The 12,272-nt window shown below is 64.9% G+C and carries 9 protein-coding genes; 4 read left to right on the forward strand and 5 right to left on the reverse strand.

Annotated features, from left to right (window positions below; all coding sequences use genetic code 11):
* Positions 1-3: 3 nt before the first annotated feature.
* The 3 genes from C4K40_RS09585 to C4K40_RS09600 form a co-directional block, all read right to left on the reverse strand.
* The gene (locus tag C4K40_RS09585) at positions 4-1,215 is read right to left on the reverse strand and encodes a NarK/NasA family nitrate transporter (RefSeq protein WP_022643281.1); all 1,212 of its coding nucleotides are present in this window, start codon (positions 1,213-1,215) and stop codon (positions 4-6) included.
* A gap of 233 nt (positions 1,216-1,448) precedes the next feature.
* The gene (locus C4K40_RS09595) at positions 1,449-2,024 is read right to left on the reverse strand and encodes an ANTAR domain-containing response regulator (RefSeq protein ID WP_022643282.1); all 576 of its coding nucleotides are present in this window, start codon (positions 2,022-2,024) and stop codon (positions 1,449-1,451) included.
* A 15-nt stretch (positions 2,025-2,039) separates the two neighbouring features.
* On the reverse strand, positions 2,040-3,248 hold the full coding sequence (locus C4K40_RS09600; RefSeq protein WP_022643283.1) for a CmpA/NrtA family ABC transporter substrate-binding protein: 1,209 nt from the start codon (positions 3,246-3,248) through the stop codon (positions 2,040-2,042).
* Positions 3,249-3,416: 168 nt separating this feature from the next.
* Between C4K40_RS09600 and C4K40_RS09605 the strand changes: the two genes are divergently transcribed.
* A complete protein-coding gene (locus C4K40_RS09605) occupies positions 3,417-4,436 on the forward strand; it encodes a quinone-dependent dihydroorotate dehydrogenase (RefSeq protein WP_022643284.1) in 1,020 nt (339 codons plus the stop codon).
* A gap of 136 nt (positions 4,437-4,572) precedes the next feature.
* On the opposite strand, the gene rmf is transcribed toward C4K40_RS09605, so the two are convergent.
* Positions 4,573-4,788 (reverse strand): ribosome modulation factor, encoded by a 216-nt coding sequence (rmf, locus tag C4K40_RS09610; protein WP_016965693.1) that lies wholly within the window; start codon positions 4,786-4,788, stop codon positions 4,573-4,575.
* 543 nt (positions 4,789-5,331) lie between these two features.
* Here rmf and rlmKL point away from each other — a divergent pair.
* Together rlmKL and C4K40_RS09620 are read left to right on the forward strand one after the other, a co-directional pair.
* A complete protein-coding gene (rlmKL, locus tag C4K40_RS09615) occupies positions 5,332-7,593 on the forward strand; it encodes a bifunctional 23S rRNA (guanine(2069)-N(7))-methyltransferase RlmK/23S rRNA (guanine(2445)-N(2))-methyltransferase RlmL (protein WP_022643285.1) in 2,262 nt (753 codons plus the stop codon).
* Between the two features lie 135 nt (positions 7,594-7,728).
* Complete coding sequence (locus C4K40_RS09620) at positions 7,729-10,128, forward strand: diguanylate cyclase (protein ID WP_022643286.1); 2,400 nt, start codon at positions 7,729-7,731, stop codon at positions 10,126-10,128.
* Between the two features lie 39 nt (positions 10,129-10,167).
* Here C4K40_RS09620 and dacB read toward each other — a convergent pair whose 3' ends face one another.
* Positions 10,168-11,628 (reverse strand): D-alanyl-D-alanine carboxypeptidase/D-alanyl-D-alanine-endopeptidase, encoded by a 1,461-nt coding sequence (dacB, locus tag C4K40_RS09625; protein WP_053135916.1) that lies wholly within the window; start codon positions 11,626-11,628, stop codon positions 10,168-10,170.
* Between the two features lie 234 nt (positions 11,629-11,862).
* Here dacB and C4K40_RS09630 point away from each other — a divergent pair, with 234 nt between their 5' ends.
* Positions 11,863-12,207 carry a YggL family protein gene (locus tag C4K40_RS09630; protein WP_022643287.1) on the forward strand — a complete coding sequence of 115 codons (345 nt, stop codon included), beginning with the start codon at positions 11,863-11,865 and terminating at the stop codon, positions 12,205-12,207.
* Positions 12,208-12,272: the final 65 nt, after the last annotated feature.

Here is a 12,272-nt window from a genome sequence, read left to right on the forward strand (position 1 = left end):
GTGTCAGACCCGGGCCGCGGTCACGGCAGCCGAGCCCCAGGTGGTGCGCCAGCGACGCTTGACCCCATGCAGGCCGAACCAGGCCAGCAAGCCCAGGCTGGCGAACAACCACAGCGCCAGCTGGTAGCTGCCGGTGTCTTGCTTGATCGCCCCCATGCCGGCCGCCAGGGCGAAACCGCCGATGCCGCCGGCCATGCCGATCAGCCCGGTCATCACGCCGATTTCCCGCCGAAAGCGCTGCGGCACCAGCTGGAACACCGCGCCATTGCCCGCTCCCAGGCCGAGCATGGTGCAGACGAACAGCGCCAGGGCGGCGTAGGAGCTGGGCAGGTTGAAACCCACCGCGGCGATGCAGACCGCCGCCACGCTGTACATCGCCAGCAAGGTGCGGATGCCGCCGAAGCGGTCCGCCAGGGCCCCGCCCAGGGGGCGCATCAGGCTGCCGCCGAAGACACAGGCTGCGGTGTAGTAGCCGGCCGTCACCGGGCTCAGCCCGTACTGGTCGTTGAAGTAGCCGGGCAGGGCGCTGGCCAGGCCGATGAAGCCGCCGAAGGTGACGCTGTAGAAGAACATGAACCACCAGCTGTCGCGGTCGCCCAGGGCCTTTAGGTAGTCCGCCATGGACTTTGCCCGGGGCCGTTCGGGGGCGTTTTGCGCGAGCCAGGCGAACAGCACCAGGGTCAGCAGCAGCGGGATCAGGGCGAAGCCGAACACATTGCTCCAGCCATAGGCCGCGGCCAGCGCCGGGGCCAGCAGCGCGGCGAACACCGTGCCGGAGTTGCCCGCGCCGGCGATGCCCATGGCCTTGCCCTGGTGCTGCGGCGGATACCACTGCGAGGCCAGGGGCAGGGCCACCGCGAACGATGCGCCGGCCATGCCCAGGAACACTCCCAGCAGCAGGGCCTGCTGGTAGCTGTGGACCCCTAGCGTCCAGGCGCCGAACAACGCGCCGATGACGATCGCCTGGCCGATCAGGCCGGCGGTCTTGGGGGACAGGCGATCGGCCAGCAGGCCCATGGCGAAGCGCAGCACCGCGCCGGCGAGGATCGGCGTGGCCACCATCAGGCCGCGCTGCTGGGTGGTCAGCTGCAGGTCGCTGGCGATCTGTACCGCCAGTGGTCCCAGCAGGTACCAGACCATGAAACTCAGGTCGAAATAGAGAAAGGCCGCGAACAGGGTCGGGGCATGGCCGGATTTCCAGAAGCTTGAACTCATCGCGCACCTCGGCTGACAGCAATCGTGAAAGTGGTCATGGGCTTTGAGGGGGTGCGCCACGCCGGCCGCACCACCAGCCCCGTGCAGTGGGGCCAGAACGAAAAGACGCCGGCACCCGGCTCGCGGTGGGCGAGCAGGATGCGCGACGTCTTTGTCGTGGGTGGGGCAACCGCCGTTGGTTACCGATGCTTATCCGATAGCAAGAGCCGGGCCAATCGCCGCCAGGGGCGGGGTCAGCCCAGCAGTTCCTGCATGGCGATGATCTGTTCCGCCACCTGGATCAGCTTCTGCTGCCGGCTCATGGCCTGGCGGCGCATCAGGGTGTAAGCCTGCTCCTCGTCGCAGGCCTTCATCTTCATCAGTAGCCCTTTGGCCAGTTCGATGCGCTTGCGCTCCGCCAGTTGCTGGTCCCGGGCCTGCAACTGGGCGCGCAGGGCCTGGTCGCTCTCGAAGCGGGCCATGGCCACATCGAGGATCGGTTGCAGGCGCTGGACCTGGATGCCTTCGACTATGTAGGCGCTGACCCCGGATTTGATCGCCTGGCGCATCACGCCCGGGTCGTGCTCGTCGGTGAACATCACGATGGGCCGGGGCTGGTCGCGGCTGACCAGCACCACTTGCTCCATGACGTCGCGCCCCGGTGACTCGGTATCGATCAGGATCACGTCCGGACGCACCGCTTCGACGCGTCCGGGCAGGTCGATGGTCAGGCCGGATTCGTCGATGACTTCGAAGCCGGCCTCGCTGAGGGCCGCCTTGAGCCGCCCGACTTTCTTCGCGGTGTCGTTGATCAGCAAGATTCGCAGCATGTTCGCAGGCTCCGCTCAGTGCCGGGCGCAGAGGGCAGGGGTGTCGTTCAGGGCGTGCAGGTGGAAGCTGCGGGCATAGGCGGCCGGTTGTGAGCCGTCCCAGACCTTGCCATCGATCAACTGGCTGCTGCGCATCTGCGGGCCGCAGGCGATGCCCAGGGCTGTCGCTGCTTCGCGGTAGAGCTGCACTTGCTGTACCTGGCGTGCCACGGCCAGGTAGTCCGGGTCTTCGCGCAGCAGGCCCCAGCGGCGGAACTGGGTCATGAACCACATGCCGTCTGACAGATAGGGCTGGTTCACCGCGCCATGCTGGTGAAAGCGCAGGGCATGGGGATCCCGCCAGCGATGGCCGAGGCCGTCGGCGTAGTCGCCCAGCAGTCGTGGTTCGATGCAGGCAAGCGGCGCGTCGAGGTAGTCGCTGGCGCTCAGTAGCCGGGCGGTGCCTCGACGGTTCTCCAGGCTTTGCTCGATGAAGCGGCTGGCCTCCAGGACGGCCATCACCAGGGCTCGGGCGGTGTTGGGGTAGTGCTCGGCGAAGGTTCGGGTGCAGCCCAGGACCTTTTCCGGATGATCCGGCCAGATCGCCTGGCTGGTGGCCAGGGTGAAGCCCAGGTCTTGCTGCACCGCGCTGGCGCTCCAGGGTTCGCCGACGCAGAAGCCGTCGATGCGCCCTGCCTGCAGGTGGGCCACCATCTGCGGCGGCGGTACCACCACGCTGTCCACGTCCTGCAGCGGATGGATGCCCTGGCTGGCCAGCCAGTAGTACAGCCACAGGGCGTGGGTGCCGGTGGGAAAGGTCTGGGCGAAAGTCAGGCGCGCCCGGCTTTGGTGCACATGGCGCTCCAGTGCTTCAGGGCTGGTCACCTCGAGGGCTTGCAGCCCCGGCGACAGGTTGATGCTCTGGCCGTTCTGGTTCAGGCCCATGAGTACCGCCATGGGGCAGGGGCTGGTACCGCCGATGCCCAGGTGCACGGCGTAGACCAGGCCGTACAGGCTGTGGGCGGCGTCCAGTTCGCCGCTTACCAGTTTGTCCCGCAGGCTGGACCAGGAGCTCTGGCGCTTGAGGTTCAGGGTCAGGCCGTGGGGCTGGGCGAACCCCTGGGTGGCGGCGACTACCAGCGAGGCGCAATCGGTCAGGGCCATGAAGCCCAGGTCCAGTTCGGGCTTTTCCGGGGCATCGCTACCGTTGACCCAGGCCAGCGCTGGGCGAAGGTGTTCAGTCATGGGGCTACCTTGCGTGAAGGACCTGGCCTTGGCCCGGGAGGATGGCGAAGCAGCAGGTGCAAGGCATATGCCAGCGCTGGTCGGATTTGCCGATGTGCCTCGCCTGTGGGGCCCGGGCCCGGCTATAATCGCCGCCCCATTTCGCTGTCCACCGAGTCCATCGCGCCCATGTATAACCTGGCCCGCCAGCTGCTGTTCAAACTCTCCCCGGAAACCTCCCACGATCTGTCCCTGGACCTGATCGGCGCGGGCGGGCGTCTGGGCCTCAACGGCTTGCTGTGCAAGGCTCCGGCATCAAAGCCGGTGACGGTCATGGGCCTGGAGTTCGCCAACCCGGTGGGGCTGGCCGCCGGCCTGGACAAGAACGGCGCGGCCATCGATGGCTTCTCCCAGCTGGGTTTCGGTTTCGTCGAGATCGGCACCGTCACCCCGCGCCCGCAGCCAGGCAACCCCAAGCCACGGATCTTCCGCCTGCCGGAGGCCGAGGGCATCATCAACCGCATGGGTTTCAACAACCTGGGGGTCGATAACCTGCTGGCGCGGGTCGCCGCCGCCAAGTACCGGGGCGTGCTGGGGATCAACATCGGCAAGAACTTCGATACCCCGGTGGAGCGGGCGGTGGACGACTACCTGATCTGCCTGGACAAGGTCTATTCCCGGGCCAGCTACATCACGGTCAACGTCAGCTCACCCAACACCCCGGGCCTGCGCAGCCTGCAGTTCGGCGAGTCCCTCAAGCAGCTGTTGGCCGCCCTGGGCCGGCGCCAGGAGGAATTGACCGCGATCCATGGCAAGCGTGTGCCGCTGGCGATCAAGGTCGCTCCGGACATGAGCGATGAAGAAACCGTGGAAGTGGCCCGCGCCCTGCTGGAGGCGGGCATGGATGCGGTGATCGCCACCAACACCACCCTCAGCCGTGAAGGCGTCGAAGGCCTGGAGCATTGCGACGAGGCCGGTGGCCTGTCCGGTGCGCCGGTGCGGGAGAAGAGCACCCATACGGTCAAGGTCCTGGCTTCCGAGCTGGCCGGTCGCCTGCCGATCATCGCGGTGGGCGGCATCACCGAAGGCAAGCATGCGGCCGAGAAGATCGCCGCCGGAGCGAGCCTGGTGCAGCTGTATTCGGGGTTCATCTATAAAGGACCGGCGCTGATTCGCGAATCGGTGGATGCCATCGCGGCGATGGGCTGAGGCATCGGCGGACTGTTGCGGCGGCAATAAAAAGGGCTCCTTGAAGGAGCCCCTGGGCCGAAGCCCGCCGCCCGGATGGGGCGCGCGTGGTTAAATCGTCATCTATTCAAGTTTTAGGTGTCGGAATGTGCCCTGATCAGCCGACAGCGCGAAGTTCGTTGAGTCTGTGTATACCCGCAGTGCCTGTCATACCGTCCCAGTTGTCGCCGCGTCCTTCGCGCCAGCCGTTGATCCAGGCTTGGCGTACCGACGGTAGAGTAAATGGGCAAAGCTCACGGGACTTGCCATTAACGCCATACTGATATCCGCGTAAAAACGCTCTTTCCAACGGATCACGCTTTAGTCTTCTCATAGGGTGTTTCCCTCACTTGTTGACTGTATATGTCCCGTCGACCTTCGTTGAGGTCGGGCAGATCGGTTCTGCCGTTGGTGCTCGCTGCCGGCGTCGCGAGCCTTGATGTCGACGCCGTTGCGGCGCCAACCTGTGTTGAGTTCTAACCAATAGGTCACAGCAAGTGAATGATCGTTTTGTCATAAGAACGTAACCATAATGCTGTCCAGGCCATAAGCCAGAGCGGTTTTTGCACGGTCTCCTTGGAGCAAAGCCTGCTGTGATCAGGTCTCTACTAGATGATGAGGTTAATGCTTTAGTGAGAATGTCGAACGGTTGCACTCAACTACTATTCGACGAAGGGTAGACTTATGTCATTTTGTTGCCCTGACTTTTCATCTGCCCCGGCCTCTAAGCTCTTTTGTCTTGCAAGAAAGCCTGCCCGCCGGGGTGGGACGGCACGTTGCGTGCCACACGAGCGCTCTTGAAGAAAAGCGCTTGATTAAAAACCGAGCGGGCGATGCGTTGCCCGTTCACTTATTTGCCTAAGGCCCTGGTATTTCCATGTCGGATCGTTACGAACTCTTCCTCACCTGTCCCAAAGGCCTAGAAGGCCTGCTGATCGAGGAAGCCACCGGGCTTGGCCTTGAACAAGCGCGCGAACACACCTCCGCCGTGCGCGGCATGGGCGACATGGAGACGGCTTACCGCCTGTGCCTGTGGTCGCGCCTGGCCAACCGGGTCTTGCTGGTCCTCAAGCGCTTCCCGATGAAGAACGCCGACGACCTGTACCAGGGCGTGCTGGATGTCGACTGGCAGGACCACATGCTGGCCGACGGTACCCTGGCGGTGGAGTTCAGCGGGCATGGCTCGGGCATCGACAACACCCATTTCGGCGCCTTGAAGGTCAAGGACGCCATCGTCGACAAGCTGCGGACCCCAACCGGCGAGCGTCCCTCGGTGGACAAGCTCAATCCGGACCTGCGCATCCATCTGCGCCTGGATCGTGGCGAAGCCATCCTCTCCCTGGACCTCTCCGGCCACAGCCTGCACCAGCGTGGCTATCGCTTGCAGCAGGGCGCCGCGCCACTCAAGGAAAACCTCGCCGCGGCGGTGCTGATCCGCGCCGGCTGGCCGCGTATCGCGGCTGAAGGCGGGGCTCTGGCCGACCCGATGTGCGGTGTCGGGACCTTCCTGGTGGAGGCCGCGATGATCGCCGCCGACATCGCCCCCAACCTCAAGCGCGAGCGCTGGGGCTTCACCGCCTGGCAGGGACATGTGCCGGCGCTGTGGCGCAAGCTGCACGACGAGGCCCAGGCCCGTGCCCAGGCCGGGTTGGCCCGGCCGCCGCTGTGGATCCGTGGCTACGAAGCCGATCCGCGCCTGATCCAGCCGGGCCGCAACAACGTCGAGCGTGCCGGCTTGAGCGACTGGATCAAGATCTACCAGGGCGAGGTGGCGACCTTCGAGCCGCGCCCGGACCAGAACCAGAAGGGCCTGGTGATCAGCAACCCGCCCTACGGCGAGCGCCTGGGGGACGAAGCAAGCCTGCTGTACCTCTACCAGAATCTTGGCGAGCGCCTGCGCCAGGCCTGCCTGAACTGGGAGGCGGCGGTCTTCACCGGCGCCCCGGAGCTGGGCAAGCGCATGGGCATCCGCAGCCACAAGCAATACTCGTTCTGGAACGGTGCCCTGCCTTGCAAGTTGCTGTTGATCAAGGTTCAGCCGGACCAGTTCGTCACTGGCGAGCGCCGGACTCCCGAGCAACGCCAGCTGGAACGCGAGCAGGCCCAGGCCGCGCCTGAGCCGGTCGAGCGCCAGTACAACAAGAACGGCAACCCGATCAAGCCGGCTCCAGCCCCGGCCCCGGTGGTGGAGCAGGCGCGCTTGAGCGAAGGTGGGCAGATGTTCGCCAACCGCCTGCAGAAGAACCTCAAGCAACTGGGCAAGTGGGCCAAGCGCGAGGGTGTGGAGTGCTACCGGGTCTACGATGCCGACATGCCCGAATACTCCCTGGCCATCGACCTGTACCAGGATTGGGTGCATGTGCAGGAATACGCGGCACCCAAGTCGGTGGATCCGGAGAAGGCCCAGGCGCGGCTGTTCGATGCCCTGGCGGCGATCCCCCAGGCACTCGACGTCGACAAGAGCCGTGTGCTGATCAAGCGCCGTGAGCGCCAGAGCGGCACCCGCCAGTACGAGCGCCAGGGGGCCCAGGGGCAGTTCACCGAGGTCCGCGAAGGCGGGGTCAAGCTGCTGGTGAACCTCACCGACTACCTGGATACCGGGCTGTTCCTGGACCACCGGCCGATGCGCATGCGCATCCAGAAGGAAGCGGCGGGCAAGCGTTTCCTCAACCTGTTCTGCTACACCGCTACCGCCAGCGTGCATGCGGCCAAGGGCGGGGCGCGCAGCACCACCAGCGTCGACCTGTCGAAAACCTACCTGGACTGGGCACGGCGCAACTTCTCGCTCAATGGCTTCTCCGACAAGAACCGCCTGGAGCAGGGCGATGTGATGGCCTGGCTGGAAACCTGCCGCGACGAGTTCGACCTGATCTTCATCGACCCGCCGACCTTCTCCAACTCCAAGCGCATGGAAGGGGTGTTCGACGTACAGCGCGACCACGTGCAGTTGCTCGACCTGGCCCTGGCGCGCCTGGCTCCTGGCGGCGTGCTGTATTTCTCCAACAACTTCCGCAAGTTCCAGCTGGATGAGAATCTCGTTGCGCGCTACCAGGTCGAGGAGATCACCGCGAGCACCATCGACCCGGACTTCGCCCGTAACGGCAAGATCCACCGCGCCTGGAAAATCAGCGTCCGCTGAAGACCGGACAAGCCGCCGAGGCCTGAATTTCCAGGCTTCGGAATGGCTTGATACTGGTCAAATTAATGGCTAATGGCTATAACTCACAGCAAGTCCGAATGACACCCAAACTCGCTGGCGTGATGAGTTCTACTTATGCCGTTGCATGTGGTACGCCCGAAAATCCTGGGTTTCATCAGTGAAGAAGTTTCCGCCTGGCTGGTGGCCCTGTTGGTGCTGCTGGCCGGCGGCATCCTGACCGGCCTGCTGGCCTGGTCCACCTACAACCTCAACAAGCAGCAGTTGCGCCAGCGCTTCCAGTTGCTGGCCAGCGAGCGCTACAGCCGTATCGAGGAACGCTTCCAGGACCAGGAGCAACGCCTGGATGGCCTGCGGCGTTTCTTCGTCAATTCCGACCTGGTGAGTCGCCAGGATTTCGATGGTTATGCCAAGCCCTTGTTGCGTCGTACCCAGGCCTATGCCTGGGCGCCGCTGATCAGTCGTGCCCGGCGCCCGGCCTTCGAGCAGGAGGTGCGCGACCAGGGCGTGGCAGGGTTCTCCATCCTGCAACTCAATGGCGCCGGGCAGATGGAACCGGCCGGCGAGCGCGAGGACTATGCCCCGGTGTTGTACAGCCAGACTCAGAGCCCCATGGGTTCGCCCCTGGGCTACGACCTGCTGGCCCAGCCCCTGCGCCGGGCCACCCTGGAGCGGGCGCGGGAGCTGGATGGCATGGCGGTGTCGGCGCCAGTGCACCTGGTGGCGGTCGACCCGGCCTATGCCCGTGGCGTGGTGCTGGCGGCCCCGGTCCGGCGTGCTGTGCATGGCGGCCAACAGCAGTCGCGGCCTGACGGCTACGTATTGGCGGTGATCAGCCTGCGGCAGTTGGTGGCCGAAGGGTTGTCGGTGCCGGCCAGCGACAATCTCTCGGTGCGCATCCTCGACCTGTCCAGCGAAGGCCGGCACGAGGTGCTCTATGAATCGAACAACCCGCCGATCAACGGGTACCTGAATGCCAGCCGCCTGCTACGCCTGGCGGACCGCGATTACCAGGTGGAGATCCGGCCGGGAGCGGCCTTCCTGCATGCCAACCATTTTTCCCTGGCTAGCCTGGTGATCCTCGGCGGGCTCTTGAGCCTGTTGCTCAGCGCCTTGCTCTACGTGCTGGTCAGCCAGCGCCAGCGGGCCCTGACCCTGGTGGAGCAGCGCACCGCCGAACTGCGTAGTCGCGAGCACGAACTGCGCGGGACCCACAGCCAGCTGCGCAGCGTGCTCAACGCCGCGACCCAGGTGGCGATCATCGCCACCGACCTGCGCGGGATCATCACCACCTTCAACGCCGGGGCCGAGCAGATGCTCGGCTACAGCAGCAGCGAAGTGGTGGGGTTGTTGACCCTGGAGAGCCTGCATTTGCCCAAGGAGCTGGAGAGCTGGGCCCAGAGCCTCAGCCAGCGCTATGGCAAGCCGATCCCGATGTCCCAGGCGATGCTGGTGGAAGAGGGCATGGCGGGCGGCCACGAAGCCCGGGAGTGGACCCTGGTGCGCCGGGATGGCAGCCACCTGCCGGTGAACATGCTGGCGACCCCGGTACTCGACGACCAGGGTTTGTGGATCGGCCACCTGGCGATCTGCATCGACATCACCGAGCGCAAGCGCGTTCACGAGGCCCTGGCTGCCCGTGACCGCTTGCTCAAGCGGCTCAGCGCCCATGTTCCTGGCGGCATCTACCAGTTCAAGATCGACGCCGACGGGCACATGAGCTTCACCTATGCCAGTGATGGCATGCGGGAGATCTACGAGATCGATCCGCTGCTACTGCAAGAGGATGCCGCGCCGGTGTTCGAACGCATTCATCCCGAGGACCTGGAACGGATAAGCCAGTCGATCCAGGTGTCGGCGCAGCACCTGAGCCCTTGGCGCGAGGAATACCGGGTCTGCCTGCCGGAGCGAGGCCTGCGCTGGATGCGCGGCGCGGCCAGCCCGGAAAGCCTGCCTGGCGGCGGGGTGCTATGGCACGGCTACATCTCGGATATTTCCGATCTCAAGCGGGTCGAGGAAGAGTTGCGCGCGCTGTCGGTCACCGACGCCCTGACCGGCATCCACAACCGGCGCTATTTCCAGGAGCAGCTGCAACATGAGATGCAGCGCCTGGAGCGTAGTGGCGGGGAGATGGCGGTGATCATGCTGGACATCGACCACTTCAAGCGGATCAACGACCGCTACGGCCATGCCGTGGGCGACCAGGTGCTGCGCGGCGTGTGCCAGCGCATCAGCCGGCGCTTGCGCCGCACCGATGTGTTCTGCCGCCTGGGGGGCGAGGAATTCATGCTCCTGTGTCCGGACACCAATGGCCAGCAGGCGCAGGTTTTGGCCCAAGAGCTGTGGCAGGGCTTGCGCAGTGCGCCGATCGAGCCGGTGGGCAGGGTCACCGCCAGCTTCGGCATTGCCAGCTGGCGGGTGGGCGAGGGAGCGGATGGCTTGTTGCTGCGGGCCGACTCCGGCGTCTATGCCGCCAAGCAGGCCGGGCGCGACCGGGTACAGCCGGAGCAGGTGTGAACGGCAGCGGCGGCGGATGCGCCGCCGTTGCAACAGGGCCTAGCGCGTCGCTGCGCTACCGGCCAGTTTGGGCTGGCGATAGAGGTCCAGCAGGACCTGGTCCAGCACCGAGGAAGCGCCGAAGGGTTGCGGATCGTTGAGGATCGCCACCACGGCCCAGGTGTTGCCATTGTCATCGCGGCTGTAGCCGGCAATGGCCCGAACGGTGTTCAAGGTGCCGGTCTTGATGTGCGCCTCGCCGCTCATGGCCGTGCGTTTCAGGCGCTTGCGCATGGTCCCGTCCATCCCGGCGATAGGCATCGAGCTGATGAACTCGGCAGCGTAGGGGCTTTTCCAGGCCGCTTGCAGCAGGCCGGCCATCTCCCGGGCGCTGACCCGCTCGGCCCGGGACAGGCCGGAACCGTTCTCCATCACCAGGTGCGGCGAGGTGATGCCTTTTCTCGCCAGCCACTGGCGCACCACTCGCTGCGCGGCCTTGGCGTCGTCGCCGTCGGCTTCGTTGCGGTACTTGGCCCCCAGGCTCAGGAACAGCTGCTGGGCCATGGTGTTGTTACTGTACTTGTTGATGTCGCGGATGATCTCCGCCAGGTCCGGGGAGAAGGCCCGGGCCAGGACCTTGGCGTCCTTGGGCACCACGGCCAGGCGATCCTTGCCCTGGATGCTGCCGCCCAGTTCGCTCCAGATCGCCCGTACCGCACCGGCGGTGTAGGTGGCATGGTCCAGCAGCGACAGGTAGGTCTGCGAGCTGCAGCCATCGCCCAACTGGCCGCCGACGGTAACGATCACGCTGCCATCGGCCTGGGTCACCGGGTTGTAGCGCACATCGCCCGTGCATTGCTTGCCGCTGAGGGCCTTGACCTGATTGTCGATGCGGATCTTGGCGATCGGCGGTTCCACCGATACCAGCACCCGGCCGGAGTCGTTGCGGGCGACGAAGCGCAGGGCCTTGAGGTTGACCATCAGGGCATCGGGCTTGACCAGGAATGGCTTGTTCTCGTCCTTGCCGTCGTCATCGAATTCCGGCAGTTGCGGCTGGACGAAATAGTTGCGATCCAGCACCAGGTCGCCGGTGATCTGCTGCACGCCGTTGGCCCGCAGGTCGCGCATCAGCAGCCAGAGCTTCTCCATGTTCAGCTTGGGGTCGCCGCCGCCCTTGAGGTACAGGTTGCCGTTGAGGATGCCGCCGCTGAGGGTGCCGTCGGTGTAGAACTCGGTCTTCCACTGGTGGGTCGGGCCGAGCATTTCCAGGGCCGCGTAGGTGGTCACCAGCTTCATGGTGGAGGCCGGATTGACCGATACGTCGGCGTTGAAGATGGTCGGGGTGCCAGGGCCATCGAGAGGCAGCATCACCAGGGACAGGGCGTTGTCCGGGACCTTGGCGGCCTTGAGGGCTTGCTGGACCTTGGGAGTCAGGGTGGTGTTGATCGGGGCGGCGTAAGCCTGTAAAGCCAGGGGCAAGACGACACTGGCGAGCAGTAGTGGACGCAACGATTTGATCATATGGAATGGAACCCTGCAGTCGAGGGGAAAAAAGGCGAGGGGTACAAATGAAAATCCCTCAGTGGTCATGAAAGTGTCGGCATTATGCCCCAAGGTATAGCGGCTTGTGCCGTGCCACGGCCTGCGGTGGCGGTATTTTTTTTGCCAATGACCGACCGGCGTTCTCATAGAGTCAGGCAATCGCCTGGCTAAACTGGTAAAGTGCCGCCCGTTATTACTTATGAGGATTGTTCCATGGCCACTAACCGTTCCCGCCGTCTGCGCAAAAAGCTCTGCGTAGATGAATTCCAGGAGCTGGGTTTTGAGCTGAACCTGGATTTCAAAGAAGATCTGTCCGACGAAGCCATCGACGCTTTCCTCGACGCATTCCTCAAAGAAGCGATGGAAGCCAACGGCCTGGGCTATGTGGGCGGTGACGACTTCGGTCTGGTTTGCCTGAGCAAGCGCGGTTCCGTCAGCGAAGAGCAACGTGCCACCGTTGAAGCCTGGCTCAAGGCACGCACCGAGCTGACCAACGTTGAAGTCAGCCCGCTGCTGGACGTGTGGTACCCGGACAACGCGATCAACCCGACCGCGTGATGTCATGCACGGACGACCCGGCCGGGTCGTCCGTGCGTTGTTGCCCGAGGGCAACCTTTCCTTAT

The organism is Pseudomonas sp. CMR5c (assembly GCF_003850545.1).
Taxonomy (GTDB): Bacteria; Pseudomonadota; Gammaproteobacteria; order Pseudomonadales; family Pseudomonadaceae; genus Aquipseudomonas; species Aquipseudomonas piscis.

Excerpts from the sequence above, each read along its gene's own strand:
- C4K40_RS09595 (WP_022643282.1), bottom strand. The coding sequence starts at position 2,024 with ATGCTGCGAATCTTGCTGATCAACGACACCGCGAAGAAAGTCGGGCGG.
- dacB (WP_053135916.1), bottom strand. The coding sequence starts at position 11,628 with ATGATCAAATCGTTGCGTCCACTACTGCTCGCCAGTGTCGTCTTGCCC.
- C4K40_RS09630 (WP_022643287.1), top strand. The coding sequence starts at position 11,863 with ATGGCCACTAACCGTTCCCGCCGTCTGCGCAAAAAGCTCTGCGTAGAT.
- C4K40_RS09585 (WP_022643281.1), bottom strand. The coding sequence starts at position 1,215 with ATGAGTTCAAGCTTCTGGAAATCCGGCCATGCCCCGACCCTGTTCGCG.
- C4K40_RS09620 (WP_022643286.1), top strand. The coding sequence starts at position 7,729 with ATGCCGTTGCATGTGGTACGCCCGAAAATCCTGGGTTTCATCAGTGAA.
- C4K40_RS09605 (WP_022643284.1), top strand. The coding sequence starts at position 3,417 with ATGTATAACCTGGCCCGCCAGCTGCTGTTCAAACTCTCCCCGGAAACC.
- rlmKL (WP_022643285.1), top strand. The coding sequence starts at position 5,332 with ATGTCGGATCGTTACGAACTCTTCCTCACCTGTCCCAAAGGCCTAGAA.
- C4K40_RS09600 (WP_022643283.1), bottom strand. The coding sequence starts at position 3,248 with ATGACTGAACACCTTCGCCCAGCGCTGGCCTGGGTCAACGGTAGCGAT.
- rmf (WP_016965693.1), bottom strand. The coding sequence starts at position 4,788 with ATGAGAAGACTAAAGCGTGATCCGTTGGAAAGAGCGTTTTTACGCGGA.